Source organism: Pseudomonas sp. SORT22 (assembly GCF_018417635.1).
Lineage (GTDB): Bacteria > Pseudomonadota > Gammaproteobacteria > Pseudomonadales > Pseudomonadaceae > Aquipseudomonas.
Map to the genome: position 1 here is coordinate 1792671 of NZ_CP071007.1, position 16267 is coordinate 1808937.

At 62.8% G+C, this 16267-nt stretch carries 16 protein-coding genes; 14 read left to right on the forward strand and 2 right to left on the reverse strand.

From position 1 onward, the window contains the following. Positions 1-47: 47 nt before the first annotated feature. The gene (gene rne / locus JYG36_RS08470) at positions 48-3215 is read right to left on the reverse strand and encodes a ribonuclease E (RefSeq protein WP_213603581.1); all 3168 of its coding nucleotides are present in this window, start codon (positions 3213-3215) and stop codon (positions 48-50) included. A gap of 744 nt (positions 3216-3959) precedes the next feature. Here rne and rluC point away from each other — a divergent pair. The 3 genes from rluC to JYG36_RS08485 are packed head-to-tail and all read left to right on the forward strand — an operon-like array spanning position 3960 to position 6583. After that, positions 3960-4916, forward strand: coding sequence for a 23S rRNA pseudouridine(955/2504/2580) synthase RluC (gene rluC, locus JYG36_RS08475; protein ID WP_045195176.1), 957 nt, complete (start codon positions 3960-3962; stop codon positions 4914-4916). Next, the gene (locus JYG36_RS08480; protein ID WP_045195174.1) at positions 4906-5598 is read left to right on the forward strand and encodes an HAD family hydrolase; all 693 of its coding nucleotides are present in this window, start codon (positions 4906-4908) and stop codon (positions 5596-5598) included. The genes rluC and JYG36_RS08480 overlap by 11 nt, the downstream gene beginning before the upstream one ends. After that, positions 5591-6583 (forward strand): S49 family peptidase, encoded by a 993-nt coding sequence (locus tag JYG36_RS08485; protein ID WP_213603583.1) that lies wholly within the window; start codon positions 5591-5593, stop codon positions 6581-6583. Before JYG36_RS08480 ends, JYG36_RS08485 begins: the two co-directional genes overlap by 8 nt. Positions 6584-6635: 52 nt before the next feature. On the opposite strand, the gene JYG36_RS08490 is transcribed toward JYG36_RS08485, so the two are convergent. Continuing rightward, a complete protein-coding gene (locus JYG36_RS08490) occupies positions 6636-7214 on the reverse strand; it encodes a Maf family protein (protein WP_213603585.1) in 579 nt (192 codons plus the stop codon). Between the two features lie 95 nt (positions 7215-7309). Here JYG36_RS08490 and JYG36_RS08495 point away from each other — a divergent pair, with 95 nt between their 5' ends. The 11 genes from JYG36_RS08495 to JYG36_RS08545 all read left to right on the forward strand — a co-directional run bounded on the left by JYG36_RS08495 (position 7310) and on the right by JYG36_RS08545 (position 16249). Continuing rightward, positions 7310-7837, forward strand: coding sequence for a YceD family protein (locus JYG36_RS08495; RefSeq protein ID WP_045195168.1), 528 nt, complete (start codon positions 7310-7312; stop codon positions 7835-7837). Positions 7838-7850: 13 nt separating this feature from the next. Then, positions 7851-8033: a 50S ribosomal protein L32 gene (gene rpmF / locus JYG36_RS08500; RefSeq protein WP_010223221.1), complete on the forward strand. Its 183-nt coding sequence runs from the start codon at positions 7851-7853 to the stop codon at positions 8031-8033. A gap of 3 nt (positions 8034-8036) precedes the next feature. Continuing rightward, entirely contained in the window at positions 8037-9047 is a 1011-nt protein-coding gene (gene plsX, locus JYG36_RS08505) for a phosphate acyltransferase PlsX (protein ID WP_082075402.1), read from the forward strand. Between the two features lie 129 nt (positions 9048-9176). After that, positions 9177-10115 carry an ACP S-malonyltransferase gene (gene fabD, locus JYG36_RS08510; RefSeq protein ID WP_213603587.1) on the forward strand — a complete coding sequence of 313 codons (939 nt, stop codon included), beginning with the start codon at positions 9177-9179 and terminating at the stop codon, positions 10113-10115. A 16-nt stretch (positions 10116-10131) separates the two neighbouring features. Next, positions 10132-10872: a 3-oxoacyl-ACP reductase FabG gene (fabG, locus tag JYG36_RS08515; protein WP_038994156.1), complete on the forward strand. Its 741-nt coding sequence runs from the start codon at positions 10132-10134 to the stop codon at positions 10870-10872. 196 nt (positions 10873-11068) lie between these two features. Beyond that, positions 11069-11305 carry an acyl carrier protein gene (gene acpP, locus JYG36_RS08520; RefSeq protein ID WP_003175607.1) on the forward strand — a complete coding sequence of 79 codons (237 nt, stop codon included), beginning with the start codon at positions 11069-11071 and terminating at the stop codon, positions 11303-11305. A 104-nt stretch (positions 11306-11409) separates the two neighbouring features. Next, complete coding sequence (fabF, locus tag JYG36_RS08525; RefSeq protein ID WP_045195160.1) at positions 11410-12654, forward strand: beta-ketoacyl-ACP synthase II; 1245 nt, start codon at positions 11410-11412, stop codon at positions 12652-12654. Next, entirely contained in the window at positions 12654-13469 is an 816-nt protein-coding gene (gene pabC / locus JYG36_RS08530; RefSeq protein WP_093380584.1) for an aminodeoxychorismate lyase, read from the forward strand. Before fabF ends, pabC begins: the two co-directional genes overlap by 1 nt. Positions 13470-13472: 3 nt before the next feature. After that, positions 13473-14618 (forward strand): endolytic transglycosylase MltG, encoded by a 1146-nt coding sequence (gene mltG / locus JYG36_RS08535; RefSeq protein ID WP_093380587.1) that lies wholly within the window; start codon positions 13473-13475, stop codon positions 14616-14618. Between the two features lie 19 nt (positions 14619-14637). Continuing rightward, positions 14638-15270: a dTMP kinase gene (gene tmk / locus JYG36_RS08540; RefSeq protein ID WP_045195155.1), complete on the forward strand. Its 633-nt coding sequence runs from the start codon at positions 14638-14640 to the stop codon at positions 15268-15270. Then, on the forward strand, positions 15263-16249 hold the full coding sequence (locus tag JYG36_RS08545) for a DNA polymerase III subunit delta' (protein WP_213603589.1): 987 nt from the start codon (positions 15263-15265) through the stop codon (positions 16247-16249). The genes tmk and JYG36_RS08545 overlap by 8 nt, the downstream gene beginning before the upstream one ends. Positions 16250-16267 lie beyond the last annotated feature (18 nt).

Consider the following 16267-nt stretch of genomic DNA (forward strand, 5'->3'; position numbering starts at 1 on the left):
AAAAGCCCCGCCAGTTACCTGGCGGGGCTTTTTTTCAGCCTGGAAGATCAGACGAGCGGTTTGTGCTCTTCTTTTTCTTCAACCACTTCTTCAGCCGGTGCAGCAGGCGCCTCTTCAGCGACTACAGCAGCGCTGGCTTCGGCGGCGGCCACTGCAGCAGCGGCTGCGGCAGCTTCGGCTTCACGCTTGCGACGGCGTACTTCACGTGGGTCGTTCGGTGCGCGACCGTTGCTGGTCAGAGCACTGGCAGGAGCTTCAACCGCTGGCTCTTCAACCGCTGCAGGCTCGGCAACTACTGGCGCAGGCGCTTCGACCACTTCAGCAACGACTACCGGCTCGGCCACTACAGGTGCCAGGACTTCAGGTGCTGGCTCGACCGCAGCAACCGGCTCGACCACTTCAGCCGGGGCAGCAACAGGGGCTTCGATAACCGGCGCGATGCTGGTTTCTACGGCTTCTGCTGCTTCGACCCGGGCAGTGAAGGGCTGTTCGACAACCGGCGCGGCAGTGACTTCAGCGACCTGGGCAGTTTCTACCACTTCGGTTGCTTCAGTTGCTTGAACCACTTCGGCGACTTCAGCCGCTTCAACGACTGGCTGAGTTGCTTCGACGACGGTTTCGCTGGCCGCGACTTCAACAACCGCCTGCTCTTCGACAGTAGCGGTGGCACGTTCAGCCTGCTGGTTGGCTTGGGCTTCGGCAGCGGCGCTGATGTTGCTGGTGGCAACAGCGGCGGTCACGGCCAGGCCTGCGGCCAGTTCAGCACCCAGTTCGCTGGCTTGAGGCTGCTCGTCGCTGCCGTCTTCCGAACCTTCTACCAGGTTACCGTTGGCATCGCGTTGACGCTCACGACGGTTGCTGCGACGACGCTGGCCACGGGAGCGGCGGCGAGGGCGTTCGCCTTCGGTACCTTCCTGGTTGTCATCCTGCAGCAGCTCTTCGTTCGGCAGTTGCTCTTCAGCAGCGTCGGCAGCCTGTTCGGCCGGGCGCGGCTGGCGTTCTTCACGCGGTGGGCGCGGAGCGCGCTCTTCGCGTGGGGCACGCTCTTCACGCGGTGCACGTTCTTCGCGCGGTGCGCGCTCTTCACGTGGGGCGCGTTCTTCGCGTGGAGCACGTTCTTCACGAGGCTGGCGCTCTTCACGTGGGGCGCGCTCAGGGCGTTCTTCACGGACCGCCGGGGTAGCGGCGTCCAGCGGCTCGCGCAGTTCGCGGACCGGACGCTCTTCACGGGAGCGGCGCTCTTCACGTGGGGCGCGAGCTTGACGCTCTTCGCGCGGCTGACGTGGTGCACGTTCTTCGCGGGCCGGTGCTTCTTCGCGGGCTTCGCGAGGCTGACGCTCTTCACGCGGGGCGCGCTCGGCACGCTCTTCACGCGGCTTGCGGTCTTCGTCGCGACGTCCGTTGCGGTTGCGGCTCTGCTGGCGACCGTTGCGGCGCTCTTCGTTGCGCTGCGGGCGTTCGGTGGCGGGCTTCTCGGCAACCACAGGGGCGGCGGCAGGCTCGTCCTTGCCGGCGAACAGGCTGACCAGCGACTTCACCAGGCCTTTGAACAGGCTTGGCTCAGGAGCGTGGACTGGAGCAGCCACTGGCGCGGCAGCTTCGGTAGGTACTGGAGCGTTGGCGCGGGCCGGAGCGGTCTTGACCGCAGCTTCCTGGCGCACCAGGGTGCGGGTAGCGGCAGTCGGCTGGACTTCTTCGGTCTCGGCGGCGGCGATTTCGTAGCTGGACTGGCTGCTCAGGGCTTCCGGGCTGTCGTCGCGCAGGCGCTGGACTTCGAAATGCGGGGTTTCCAGGTGGTCGTTCGGCAGGATGACGATACGCGCCCGGGTGCGCAGCTCGATCTTGGTGATCGAATTGCGTTTCTCGTTGAGCAGGAAGGCGGCAACCGGAATCGGCACTTGCGCGCGGACTTCGGCGGTGCGGTCTTTCAGGGCTTCTTCTTCGATCAGGCGCAGGATGGCCAGCGACAGCGATTCGACGTCACGGATGATGCCGGTGCCGCTGCAGCGTGGGCAGACGATGCCGCTGCTTTCGCCCAGCGAAGGACGCAGGCGCTGACGGGACATTTCCAGCAGGCCGAAGCGCGAGATGCGCCCAACCTGTACGCGGGCACGGTCGGCTTCCAGGCATTCGCGGACTTTTTCTTCCACGGCGCGCTGGTTCTTGGCCGGGGTCATGTCGATGAAGTCGATCACGATCAGGCCGCCGATATCACGCAGGCGCAGCTGGCGGGCGATTTCCTCAGCCGCTTCCAGGTTGGTCTGCAGGGCGGTTTCCTCGATGTCGCTGCCTTTGGTGGCGCGCGCCGAGTTGATGTCGATGGAGACCAGGGCTTCGGTCGGGTCGATAACGATCGAGCCGCCGGACGGCAGGTCGACGACGCGCTGGAAGGCGGTCTCGATCTGGCTTTCGATCTGGAAGCGGTTGAACAGCGGCACGCTGTCTTCATACAGCTTGATCTTGCTGGCGTACTGCGGCATGACCTGGCGGATGAAGGTCAGGGCTTCTTCCTGGGCGTCGATGCTGTCGATCAGTACTTCGCCGATGTCCTGACGCAGGTAGTCACGGATGGCGCGGATGATGACGTTGCTTTCCTGGTAGATCAGGAATGGCGCGGCGCGGTCCTGGGAAGCTTCCTTGATCGCGGTCCACAGCTGCAGCAGGTAGTCGAGGTCCCACTGCATTTCTTCGCTGCTGCGGCCAAGGCCGGCAGTGCGCACGATCAGGCCCATGTCGGCAGGGGCGACCAGGCCGTTGAGGGCTTCGCGCAGTTCGTTGCGCTCTTCGCCTTCGATACGACGGGAGATGCCGCCGGCACGCGGGTTGTTCGGCATCAGCACCAGGTAGCGACCGGCCAGGCTGATGAAGGTGGTCAGGGCGGCGCCCTTGTTGCCGCGCTCTTCTTTCTCGACCTGGACGATGACTTCCTGGCCTTCGCTGAGCACTTCCTTGATGTTCACCCTGCCTTCTGGCGACTTCTTGAAGTATTCGCGGGAGATTTCCTTCAGCGGCAGGAAGCCGTGACGCTCGGAGCCGAAGTCGACGAAAGCGGCTTCCAGGCTAGGTTCGATCCGGGTGATCCGGCCTTTGTAGATGTTGGCCTTTTTCTGCTCACGCGCGCCGGACTCGATGTCCAGGTCGTAGAGACGTTGGCCGTCCACCAGAGCTACACGCAACTCTTCGGGTTGAGTCGCGTTAATCAGCATTCTTTTCATGTAATACCGTCGGTTTCCGGGCTGCCGGAAACGGCGTTCGGCACACACGACTTCTCACGGTCGGTGTCAGGTGCGCAAGGGGTGGCGGGCCACCCCCGTGTCCAGCAACTTTCGAGTCCGACTGGTCACCCAGTACTGCCGAAGTCGCGACGACGCGTCCTGCTTGCTGTGGTGTCAAATGCACTCAGTCAGGAGGAGGAATCAGCCTTCGGCCGTGGACGCCCGTGGGGCATCTTGATCAAGACCGGGTCCGGTCGCCTGGCCAATAGGCCGGTGGACTGGACGCAGTACTACACGGTCCGACGGTTGTGCATCTCCACCCTACACGTATCCCTGATAATTCGGGTGCTGCCGCGCGCTGAATCCGCAACGGGTTGCATTTTCGCCAGCTCCATACGGGAGCCCGCGCCTTTTATGTCCAAGGCTGGTATTTCCGAAGCCGTCGCCATGACTGCGTGAAATTGACGGCACTGACAGAGTGGCAGCGAAAAAAACGTGGGGGAGGGTGAAATACCGCTCTTGTAGTTTTTTATCGGTCTTCTCTGCACGGCGCTGGTGGCGATTCCAGGCATTTCTGTAAACTGGCGAAAGCCCCGTCGGACGGCCTCGCGTCCTCGAGAATTGCGTCGGTCAGGGCCGGCTGAAAGCCGTGAGTCCGCTGGCCAGCCGCTTTTGGCGGCGTTCGCGACTATAGCAGCAATCATTAAGTGCTTCAAATCCATAAAAAATTGTTATGATTGGCAAATGACGACTACTGCCCCTCCGACCTCCGGCGTCCAGCTGATCGAGGTCGCGCCGGAACTTGCCGGCCAACGAATCGATAATTTCCTCGTAACGAAGCTCAAGGGTGTTCCCAAGACCTTGATTTACCGCATTTTGCGTAAAGGCGAAGTGCGCGTGAACAAGGGCCGGATCAAGCCCGAGTACAAGCTGCAGGCGGGCGACATCGTGCGCGTGCCGCCCGTTCGTCTGCCCGAGCGCGACGAGCCGGTACCGGTGGCTCAGGGCTTGCTTCAGCGCCTTGAGGCGGCGATTGTCTATGAAGACAAGGCCCTGATTGTGCTCAACAAACCGGCCGGCATCGCCGTACACGGTGGCAGCGGCCTGAATTTCGGCGTGATCGAAGCCTTTCGTCAGATGCGCCCGGACGCCAAGGAGCTGGAGCTGGTCCATCGCCTGGACCGCGACACCTCGGGTCTGTTGATGATTGCCAAGAAACGCAGCATGTTGCGCCATTTGCACGCTGCCCTTCGCGGCGACGGTGTCGACAAGCGCTACATGGCCCTGGTCCGCGGTCATTGGGCCACCGCCAAGAAGCAGGTCAATGCGCCGTTGCTCAAGAGCAACCTGCGCTCCGGCGAGCGCATGGTCGAGGTCAACGACGAAGGCAAGGAAGCGCTGACGATCTTCCGCGTGCTGCGCCGTTTTGGCGAATTTGCCACCATTGTCGAGGCGCGGCCGATCACCGGTCGTACCCACCAGATCCGCGTGCATGCCCTGCATGCCGGGCATTGCATTGCTGGCGACAGCAAGTATGGCGATGAAGATTTCACCCGTGAAATCCGCGACCTGGGCGGCAAGCGCCTGTTTCTGCATGCTTATGCCCTGACCGTGCCGCTGCCCGATGGCGGCGAGCTCAAGCTCGAAGCGCCGGTAGACGAAATGTGGGCCAAGACCGTGGAGCGCCTGGGTGCAGCGTAATTACGACCTGCTGATCTTCGACTGGGACGGTACCCTCGCCGACTCCATTGGCCGTATCGTCGAGGCCATGCACCTGGCCGCCGGTCGCGCCGGCTATGCCATCTGCGCGGATGACGCGGTCAAAGGTATCATTGGCCTGGCGTTGCCCGAGGCCATCAGCGTGTTGTATCCGCAGCTGGATGCCGAGCAGATCGTGCAGTTTCGCCAGCACTATGCCGACGTCTACATGGCCCTGGATGACCAGCCTTCGCCGCTGTTCGAGGGCGTGGTCGAGTCGCTGGAGGCCTTTCGTGCCGAGGGTTATCGCCTGGCGGTAGCCACCGGCAAGGCCCGGCGCGGGCTTGATCGGGTGTTACGCGCCAATGGTTGGGAAGATTACTTCGATATCACCCGTGCAGCCGACGAAAGCCGCGGCAAGCCGCACCCGCAGATGCTTGAGGAGATTCTTGCCCATTGCCAGGTCGAACCGCAGCGTGCATTGATGGTCGGAGATTCTTCCTTCGACTTGTTGATGGCCAGCAATGCCGGCATGCATTCGGTGGCGGTGGGTTACGGCGCCATGTCGCTTGAGGCCTTGAGTGCCTTCGGGCCACAGGTGTGTATCGATCATTTTTCACAGTTGCAGGCCTGGCTTCGCTGCACGCCTGCAGCAGTACATTCCAGGGTAGGTGAGCATGGCTGACGAGTGGAAGGCGCCCAGCGCCGAAAGTAACGACAGCAACGAAGAACAGAAGAGCTGGAAGCTGCTGGAGAAAACCCTCCTGGCCGGTGTTCAGGAGCAGCGTCGGGCGCGGCGCTGGGGGATCTTTTTCAAGCTGCTGACCTTTGTTTACCTGTTCGGCATTTTTGCCCTGTTCACGCCTTTGATGAACATGGACAAGGCGGCCTCGCGCAGCGTCAGCCATACCGCGCTGGTCGAGGTGCGCGGCATGATCGCCGACCAGGAGCCGGCCAGTGCCGACAATATCGTCAGCGGCCTGCGCGAAGCGTTCAAGGACCCGAAAACCAAGGCGGTGATCCTGCGTATCAACAGCCCGGGCGGCAGTCCGGTGCAGTCAGGTTACATCTACGATGAAATCCGCCGCCTGCGTGCCGAATACCCGACGATCAAGCTGTATGCGGTGATCAGCGATCTCGGCGCTTCCGGCGCTTACTACATCGCCAGTGCCGCTGATCAGATCTACGCCGACAAGGCCAGCCTGGTGGGCTCCATCGGTGTAACGGCGGCCGGTTACGGTTTTGTCGGCACCATGGAAAAGCTCGGCGTCGAGCGTCGTACCTATACCGCGGGTGAGCACAAGGCCTTCCTTGATCCGTTCCAGCCGCAAAAGCCTGAAGAGACGGCGTTCTGGCAGGGCGTGCTGGAAACCACCCACAAGCAGTTCATTGCCAGTGTCAAGCAGGGTCGTGGCGAGCGCCTCAAGGACAAGGAGCACCCTGAGCTGTTCAGTGGTCTGATCTGGTCGGGCGAGCAAGCCATGGCCCTGGGCCTGGTGGATGGCCTGGGCAGCGCCGGTTACGTGGCACGCGAGGTGGTAGGGGAGAAGGAGCTGGTTGACTTTACCGTCGAGGAGTCGCCGTTCGATCGCTTCTCCAAGCGCCTGGGGGCCAGTGTGGCCGAGCACCTGGCGATGTGGATGGGCTTTCAGGGGCCATCGCTGCGTTGATTGCCTGATGCATTGAAAAAGCCGACCGTCGAGGTCGGCTTTTTTGTGCGCGTCAGGGCAGGCTGACGCCTTCGGCCTGCAGCATGTCTACCAGGCGGATCAGTGGCAGGCCGATCAGGCTGGTGGCATCCACGCCGTGGGTGCTCTGGAACAGGCTGACGCCCAGGCCTTCGGCCTTGAAGCTGCCGGCGCAGTCGTAGGGCTGTTCGGCGCGCAGGTAGCGCTCGATGCGTGGCAGGTCCAGTTCGCGCATGTTTACCGTGAACGGCACGCAGTCGACCTGGCAGTGGCCGGTGGCGCTGTTGAGCAGCGCCAGGCCGGTGAGAAAGGTCACATGGTTGCCGCTGGCTGCCAGCAGTTGCTCGCAGGCGCGCTCGAAGGTGTGCGGCTTGCCGAGGATCTGCTCGCCGAGCACCGCGACCTGGTCGGAGCCGATGATCAGGTGCCCGGGATGGCTGCCGGCCAGGGCCTGGGCTTTCTCCCGGGCCAGGCGCTTGACCAGCTCAAGGGCGGGCTCTTCGTCCAGCCGATGTTCATCGATATCCGGCGATGCCCAACTGAAGGGCAGGCGCAGACGCTCGAGCAGTTCGCGTCGGTAGGGTGAGCTGGAAGCCAGTAATAAAGGCAGCATGATAGACTCCTGAACAGGTGAAACGATTCTAACATGCTGAACGGAGCCGAATTTCCTTTGACAGGGGCGGGGGTCATCCCTAGAATGCTGCGCCTATGTTGAATGACCCGATTCCACCTCACGTTGACCCGCGCAAATTGGCCGATCGTGGTGTTTCCCTCGAAGGAACACTGCAGCTCGCCGATTTGGAGAGACTCTGCGACCCGCTTTCCGACACTGTCGGTACGGTGCAGGCTAAATTCGATTTTGAGCGCGACGAGCAGAAGGCTGTGGTTATCCACACCGACCTGCGCGTCGAGGTCAAGATGGTTTGCCAGCGTTGTCTTGAGCTGGTCACCCTGCCGATCCACAGCGAATGTACTTACGCCGTGGTGAAGGAGGGTGCGAATACCCAGTCGTTGCCGAAAGGTTATGACGTGCTGGAACTGGGCGAAGATCCTTTGGATCTGCAGGCCTTGGTCGAGGAAGAGCTTCTGCTCGCCTTGCCTATCGTGCCTGCTCATCATCCGGAAGAATGCCAGCAGCCGGCGGGCGCCGATGAGCCCGAACCGAGCAAGGACGAGGTAACACGGTCCAACCCGTTCAGTGTATTGGCGCAGTTAAAGCGTGACCCAAACGTTTAGGAGTTAATCAATTATGGCTGTTCAGCAGAACAAAAAATCCCGCTCTGCCCGTGACATGCGCCGTTCGCACGACGCCCTCTCGGAAAACGCTCTGTCCGTAGAGAAAACCACTGGTGAAGTGCACCTGCGTCACCACGTATCGCCAGAAGGCGTATACCGTGGTCGTAAAGTGATCGACAAGGGCGCTGACGAGTAATCCTTGTCCGCTCAGATCATCGCGATTGACGCAATGGGCGGGGACTTCGGTCCCCGCAGCATTGTTCAGGCGAGTATTGCTTGCCTGTCGGCTACCCCCTCGCTGCACCTGACCCTTGTCGGTCAACCCTCCCTCCTTGAAGATCTGATCGCTGGCCAGTCGGCAGCGGATCGCGCGCGCCTGCAGATCGTGGCCGCCAGCGAAGTGATCGGCATGGACGAGCGGCCGTCACAGGCGCTGCGCAGCAAGCCCGATTCGTCCATGCGCGTGGCCCTCGAATTATTGCGTGATGGCAAGGTTCAGGCCTGCGTCAGTGCCGGCAACACCGGTGCGCTGATGGCCCTTTCGCGCTATGTGCTGAAAACCCTGCCCGGTATCGATCGCCCGGCCATGGTTGCCGCCATTCCCACCCAGACCGGCTATTGCCAGCTGCTCGACCTGGGCGCCAATGTCGACTGCAGTGCAGAAAACCTCTATCAGTTTGCCGTGATGGGCTCGGTGGCCGCCCAGGCCCTGGGTATCTCGCGCCCGCGCGTAGCCTTGCTCAATGTTGGCACTGAAGACATCAAGGGCAACCAGCAGGTCAAGCTTGCGGCCAGCCTGCTGCAGAACGCCCGCGGCCTGAACTACATCGGTTTCGTCGAAGGTGACGGCTTGTACCGTGGCGAGGCGGATGTGGTGGTGTGCGACGGTTTTGTCGGCAATATCCTGCTCAAGTCCAGCGAGGGCCTGGCGACCATGATCGGCTCGCGCATCGAGGCGTTGTTCAAGGGCGGGCTCGGCGCGCGCCTGGCCGGCGCCGTGGCCATGCCCCTGCTGCGCCGCCTGCAGGCTGACCTGGCGCCGGCGCGACATAATGGCGCAAGCTTTCTCGGCCTGCAGGGCATTGTCATCAAGAGCCATGGCTCTGCCGGGGTGCAGGGCTTGCAGAGCGCCATCCAGCGCGCTTTGATCGAGATCCAGGAGAACCTGCCGCAACGTTTGCACGGGCGCCTGGAAGACCTGTTGCTTTAGGCATATGCCTCAGGAAGTGGTTAAATGTGACCGCTTGGTCCTCGCTACCATCCAACTCTTCAGTTTCTTGTGCTCAGCCTGGTGCTGGGCGCTTAATTTCCGACGACAAGATCACTAGGGGCTTGTTCAATGTCTGCATCCCTCGCATTCGTCTTTCCCGGTCAAGGTTCGCAGTCCCTCGGCATGCTCGCCGAGCTGGGCGGCCAGCATCCGCTGGTCATTGATACCTTCCGTGAGGCCTCCGAGGCTCTGGGCTATGACCTCTGGGCGCTGACCCAGAACGGTCCGGAAGAGCAACTCAACCAAACCGACAAAACCCAGCCGGCCATCCTTACCGCCTCGATCGCCTTGTGGCGCCTGTGGCTGGCTGAGGGCGGCGCGCGTCCGGCGTTCGTTTCCGGTCACAGCCTGGGTGAGTACAGCGCCCTGGTCGCCGCCGGCAGCCTGAGCCTGGGTGACGCCGTTAAACTGGTCAAGCGCCGCGGCGAGCTCATGCAAGAGGCCGTACCGGCCGGGCAGGGCGCCATGGCGGCAATCCTGGGTCTGGACGATGCCGCTGTCGTGGATATCTGCGCAAAAGCAGCCCAGGGCGAAGTGGTCAGCGCGGTGAACTTCAACTCGCCAGGTCAGGTAGTCATCGCCGGTGCCAAGGCCGCCGTTGAGCGTGCCATGGAAGCCTGTAAGGCTGCTGGCGCCAAGCGCGCACTGCCACTGCCGGTCAGCGTGCCGTCGCACTGTGAGCTGATGCGCCCGGCAGCCGAGCGCTTTGCCGAGTCGGTCAATGCCATCGACTGGCAGGCCCCGCAAATCCCGCTGGTGCAAAACGTCAGCGCTGCCGTTGCCGCGGACCTCGACACCCTCAAGCGCGATCTGCTGGAGCAGCTGTACAAGCCAGTGCGTTGGGTCGAGTGCGTGCAGACCCTGGCCGCCAAGGGTGCGGTCAACCTGGTCGAATGCGGCCCGGGCAAGGTTCTGGCCGGTCTGAACAAGCGTTGCGCCGATGGCGTGACCACCTACAACCTCAATACCCCAGATGCTGTCGCCGCCACTCGTGCGGCGCTGGCCTGATTTAGGAGAAACTTGCATGAGCCTGCAAGGTAAAGTTGCCCTGGTTACCGGCGCCAGCCGTGGTATCGGCCAGGCTATCGCCCTGGAGCTGGGCCGTCTGGGCGCTACCGTGATCGGTACCGCCACCTCCGCTTCGGGCGCCGAGCGTATCGCCGCGACCCTCAAGGAGCACGGCATCACCGGCACTGGCCTTGAGCTGAACGTGACCAGCGACGAGTCGGTCACCGCTACCCTGGCCAAGATCCAGGAGCAGTTCGGTGCGCCGACCATTCTGGTCAACAACGCCGGCATCACCCGCGACAACCTCATGCTGCGCATGAAGGACGACGAGTGGTTCGACGTCATCGACACCAACCTGAACAGCCTCTACCGTCTGTCCAAGGGCGTGCTGCGCGGCATGACCAAGGCGCGCTGGGGTCGTATCATCAGCATCGGCTCGGTGGTCGGTGCCATGGGTAACGTCGGCCAGGTCAACTACGCTGCCGCCAAGGCCGGCCTGGAGGGCTTCAGCCGCGCCCTGGCGCGTGAAGTCGGCTCCCGCGCGATCACCGTCAACTCGGTGACCCCGGGCTTCATCGACACCGACATGACTCGCGAGCTGCCTGAAGCTCAGCGTGAAGCGCTGCAGACCCAGATCCCCCTGGGGCGTCTGGGCCAGGCTCAGGAGATCGCCAATGTGGTGGCTTTCCTGGCCTCCGAAGGTGCAGGTTATGTCACCGGCGCGACCATTCCGGTCAACGGCGGCATGTACATGTAAAATTGAATGTGACGGATTGCATCAAAAAAATGTCATACGAGCTGTCTAAAATCCGTTATAAAGCTGCAACCAGATTCTAGTCGGTTGGCAGGTGTGGTCTTGCAAGGCGTGTTGCGCTTGAAAAGCAGACGTCTTTCTATACACTTACACACCGGCCAGCTGCCTGACATATGTCCATTAGGAGTGAAAACAAGGTATGAGCACCATCGAAGAACGCGTCAAGAAAATCGTCGCCGAGCAACTGGGCGTTAAAGAAGAAGAAGTAGTGAACACTGCTTCCTTCGTCGAAGATCTGGGTGCCGATTCCCTTGACACCGTTGAGCTGGTGATGGCTCTGGAAGAGGAATTCGAGACCGAAATCCCTGACGAAGAAGCCGAGAAGATCACTACTGTTCAAGCTGCTATCGACTACGTCACCAGCCACCAGGCCTAAGACGTTGTAGTCGTCGCTTCTTGTCATGGAAAAACCGCACTGCCTTCGCCGGCGTGCGGTTTTTTCTTTACAAGAGATGTAGTCAATTGAATAAGGAGAGTGCTGTGTCGCGTAGACGCGTCGTGGTCACCGGTATGGGTATGCTGTCGCCACTGGGTACGGATGTGCCGAGCAGTTGGCAGGGCATTCTGGCTGGCCGCAGTGGCATAGGTCTGATCGAGCATACTGACCTGTCTGCCTACTCCACCCGTTTTGGCGGCTCGGTAAAGGGCTTTGAAGTCGAGCAGTACCTGTCGGTCAAGGAAGCCCGCAAGCTCGATCTGTTCATTCAGTACGGCCTGGCAGCCGGTTTTCAGGCAGTGCGTAACGCCGGCCTGGAAGTGACCGATGCCAACCGCGAGCGCATTGGCGTGGCCATGGGCTCGGGTATCGGTGGCCTGACCAACATCGAAGAAACCAGCCGGACCTTGCATGACCAGGGCCCGCGGCGTATTTCGCCGTTCTTCGTGCCGGGTTCGATCATCAACATGATTTCCGGTTTCCTGTCGATCCACCTGGGTGTACAGGGGCCTAACTACGCTATTTCCACCGCCTGCACCACCGGTACCCACTGTATCGGCATGGCTGCGCGCAACATCGCCTTCGGTGAAGCCGACGTGATGATCGCCGGCGGTGCGGAAATGGCCGCCTGTGGCCTGGGCATGGGTGGTTTCGGTGCGTCGCGGGCGCTGTCGACCCGCAACGACGACCCGACCCGCGCCAGCCGTCCGTGGGACAAGGGCCGTGATGGCTTCGTCCTCGCCGACGGTGCCGGTGCGCTGGTACTCGAAGAGCTCGAGCACGCCAAGGCCCGCGGCGCGACCATCTATGCCGAGCTGGTAGGCTTTGGCATGAGTGGCGATGCCTACCACATGACCTCGCCGCCAGAAGATGGCAGCGGTGCCGCGCGCTGCATGGCCAACGCCCTGCGTGATGCCGGCCTGAACCCCGGCGAAGTCGATTACATCAACGCCCACGGCACCTCGACGCCGGCCGGCGACCTGGCAGAAAGCTCGGCGATCAAGTCGGTGTTTGGCGATCACGCCTACAAGCTGGCCGTCAGCTCGACCAAGTCGATGACCGGGCACCTGCTTGGCGCTGCCGGTGCCGTCGAGGCGATCTTCAGCGTGCTGTCGATCAACAGCCAGGTGGCGCCACCGACCATCAACCTGGACGAGCCGAGCGAAGGTTGCGACCTCGACTTCGTGCCGCACCAGGCGCGCAACATGCCGATCGAGGTGGTGCTGTCCAACTCCTTCGGTTTTGGTGGCACCAACGGCTCGCTGGTGTTCCGCCGGTTCGCCGGCTGATGCACAGCTGGGTCGATGGCCTGCCGGCAGATGCACTAACCCTGCAAAGCCGGGGGCTGGCCTATGGCGATGGTCTGTTCGAGACCATCGCCGTGCGCGCCGGTCGGCCATCGTTGCTCGAGTACCACCTCGAGCGCCTGGCGCTGGGTTGCCAGCGCCTGGCGATCAGCGCCGATCACGGCCTGATTCGCGACGAGCTATGCCGTTATGCCAGCTTGCTGGGTGACGGCGTGCTCAAGCTCATTGTTACCCGCGGCGACAGCCAGCGCGGCTACGCGCCGGCCGCTGGCGTGGCGCCACGACGAATTCTCCAGGGCAATCCCTTGCCCACCTATCCCGCAGGGCATGCCGAACAGGGCGTTCGCTTGTTCGATTGCCAGACCCGTCTGGCCGAGCAACCCTTGCTGGCAGGCTTGAAACACCTCAATCGCCTCGAGCAGGTGCTGGCCCGTGCCGAGTGGCAGGATGCCGCGCACGCCGAAGGTTTGATGCGCGATGTTTCCGGGCGCATCATCGAGGGGGTGTACAGCAACCTGTTCCTGGTGCGCGACGGCCAACTGCAGACTGCCGACCTGAGCCGCTGCGGCGTGGCCGGGGTCATGCGCGCAGCCTTGCTCGATCACGCCAGGGACGCCGCAATCGCTGTGCAGATTACCGACCTGAGCCTGCAGGACCTGCAGCAAGCTGACGAAGTGTTTGTCTGCAACAGCGTCTACGGCATCTGGCCGGTACAGGCTTTTACATCGCTGAACTGGCCGCCGGGGCCGCTCACCCGTAAACTGCAGGCCATTGCCCGTACGCTACTGGATGCCTGATTTGTGAGACGTAAATTCTTGGTGCTGCTGGAGATCGGCTTGATCCTGGCCGGCCTGACGCTGGGCTATTCGGCCTGGAAGGTAAAATCGGCGCTGGAGCAGACCCTGCACGTGTCCCAGGAGCAGTTGCTCGACGTGCCCACCGGTACCACCCCCAACCGCATGTTCTACCGCATGCAGAACGACGGGGTGCTGGAAGACGCCTTCTGGCTACGCCTGTACTGGCGCTTCAACATGGCTGGCGTGCCGCTGCATACCGGCGAGTACCGCATGACCCCGGGCATGACCGTGCGCGAGCTGTTCGAGGTCTGGCGTCGCGGTGATGTGGTGCAGTACACCCTGACGCTGGTCGAGGGCTGGAACTTCCGCCAGGTGCGTGCGGCGCTGGCCAGGCACGAGAAGATCAAGAAAACCATCGACGGCCTGAGTGATGCCGAGGTCATGGACAAGCTCGGCCATCCGGGGGTGTTCCCTGAAGGTCGGTTCTTCCCCGATACCTATCGCTTCGTGCGTGGCATGAGCGATGTCGAGTTCCTCCAGCAGGCCTACGCGCGCCTGGAAGAAGTGCTGGCCAAGGAATGGGCTGAGCGCTCCAGCGATGTGCCGTATCGCGACCCGTACCAGGCGCTGATCATGGCGTCGCTGGTCGAGAAGGAAACCGGCGTACCGCAAGAGCGCGGGCAAATTGCCGGGGTGTTCGTGCGGCGCATGCGCATCGGCATGCTGCTGCAGACCGACCCGACGGTGATCTACGGCATGGGCGAACGCTACAACGGCAAGATCACCCGCGCCGACCTGCGCGAGCCGACGCCGTACAACACCTACACCAACGCCGGCCTGCCGCCGACGCCGATTGCCATGGTTGGCCGCGAAGCCATTCATGCCGCGTTGAACCCGACGCCGGGCAGCAGCCTGTATTTCGTGGCGCGTGGCGATGGCAGCCATGTGTTCTCCGATGACCTCGATGCGCACAATTCGGCCGTGCGCGAGTACCAGATCAAGCGCCGTGCCGACTACCGTTCGAGCCCGGCCCCGGTTACCGAACCTGAACCCGAGGCCCAGCCGTCGGCGCCGCAATCGCCGGATGTCAGCCCTGAGCCGGCGACCGAGCAAGCGGCGCCGGCCAGCGACGCGGCCTCCCCGCAATGACCCACTGTAAGGACTGCCTGTGAGCGGCTTGTTTATCACCCTGGAAGGCCCTGAAGGCGCGGGCAAAAGCACCAATCGCGAGTACCTCGCCGAGCACCTGCGCGGCGCCGGCCTGGATGTCGTGCTGACCCGCGAGCCGGGCGGCACGCCGCTGGCCGAGCGAATCCGCGAACTGCTGCTGGCCCCCAGTGAAGAGAAGATGGATGCCGACACCGAGCTGCTGCTGGTGTTTGCCGCCCGTGCCCAGCACCTGGCCGAAGTCATTCGCCCGGCCCTGGCCCGTGGCGCGGTGGTGTTGTGCGACCGTTTTACCGATGCCACCTACGCCTATCAGGGCGGCGGGCGCGGCCTGTCGCTGGAGCGCATCGCCACCCTGGAGAATTTCGTCCAGGGCGATCTGCGCCCGGACCTGACCCTGGTGTTCGATCTGCCGGTGGCGATCGGTCTGTCGCGCGCTGCCGCCCGCGGCCGCCTGGACCGTTTCGAACAGGAAGGCCAGGCCTTCTTCGAGGCCGTGCGCCAGGCCTACCTGGCTCGCGCCCAGGCTTCGCCGCAGCAATACCGGCTGATTGATGCCGCTTTGCCGCTGGCCCAGGTACAGCAGGCGCTGGACGCCTTGCTGCCGCAGATTCTGGAGCGTTGCCGTGGCTGAGGCCTTTCCCTGGCAGCAGGCGCTGTGGCAGCAACTGGCCGGGCGCACCCAGCATGCCCATGCCTATCTGCTGCACGGTCCGCAAGGCATTGGCAAGCGGGCCCTGGCCGAGCGCCTGATGGCCTTGCTGCTGTGCCAGCGTGTGCAAGGGCTGCAGGCGTGTGGGCAGTGCAAGTCATGCCTGTTGCTCGCAGCCGGCAGCCACCCGGACAACTACGTGCTGGAGCCGGAAGAGGCCGACAAGCCGATCAAGGTCGACCAGGTCCGCGAGCTGGTGTCTTTCGTGGTGCAGACTGCGCAGTTGGGTGGGCGCAAAGTAATCTTGATCGAGCCGGTCGAGGCGATGAACGTCAACGCCGCCAACGCCTTGCTCAAAAGCCTTGAAGAGCCCTCGGGCAATACTGTTCTGCTGCTGGTCAGTCATCAGCCCAGCCGCCTGTTGCCAACCATCAAGAGCCGCTGCCAGCAGCAGGCCTGCCCGCTGCCGAGCCGCGAGCAAAGCCTGGCCTGGCTCGAACAGGCCTTGCCCGACTGCGACGAGCAGGAGCGCCTGGAGTTGCTCAGCCTGGCCGCCGGCTCGCCGTTGGCGGCCGTCAGTCTGCAGGCCCAGGGTGTGCGCGAGCAGCGCGCGCTGGTGGTCGATGGGGTGAAGAAGCTGCTCAAGCAGCAGCAATCGCCTAGCCAGCTGGCCGACGCCTGGAATGCCATTCCCTTGCTGCAACTGTTCGACTGGTTCTGCGACTGGTCCAACCTGGTCCTGCGTTATCAGTTGACCCAGGACGAGGAGGGGTTAGGCTTGAGCGATATGCGCAAGGTGGTCCAGTACCTGGCGCAGAAGAGCAGCCAGGCCAGGGTCCTGGAGATCCAGGACTGGATTCTGGCCCAGCGCCAGAAGGTCCTGGGCAAGGCCAACCTCAATCGGGTGCTGTTGCTCGAGGCGCTGCTGGCGTCCTGGGCGATGTTGCCGGGCCAGCGTTGAGCTGTGCCGTTCCTTCAT

Coding starts and splice junctions, on each gene's coding strand:
- rpmF (WP_010223221.1), top strand. CDS start 7,851: ATGGCTGTTCAGCAGAACAAAAAATCCCGCTCTGCCCGTGACATGCGC.
- JYG36_RS08490 (WP_213603585.1), bottom strand. CDS start 7,214: ATGCTGCCTTTATTACTGGCTTCCAGCTCACCCTACCGACGCGAACTG.
- JYG36_RS08495 (WP_045195168.1), top strand. CDS start 7,310: ATGTTGAATGACCCGATTCCACCTCACGTTGACCCGCGCAAATTGGCC.
- pabC (WP_093380584.1), top strand. CDS start 12,654: ATGCACAGCTGGGTCGATGGCCTGCCGGCAGATGCACTAACCCTGCAA.
- rluC (WP_045195176.1), top strand. CDS start 3,960: ATGACGACTACTGCCCCTCCGACCTCCGGCGTCCAGCTGATCGAGGTC.
- acpP (WP_003175607.1), top strand. CDS start 11,069: ATGAGCACCATCGAAGAACGCGTCAAGAAAATCGTCGCCGAGCAACTG.
- fabD (WP_213603587.1), top strand. CDS start 9,177: ATGTCTGCATCCCTCGCATTCGTCTTTCCCGGTCAAGGTTCGCAGTCC.
- fabG (WP_038994156.1), top strand. CDS start 10,132: ATGAGCCTGCAAGGTAAAGTTGCCCTGGTTACCGGCGCCAGCCGTGGT.
- JYG36_RS08485 (WP_213603583.1), top strand. CDS start 5,591: ATGGCTGACGAGTGGAAGGCGCCCAGCGCCGAAAGTAACGACAGCAAC.
- rne (WP_213603581.1), bottom strand. CDS start 3,215: ATGAAAAGAATGCTGATTAACGCGACTCAACCCGAAGAGTTGCGTGTA.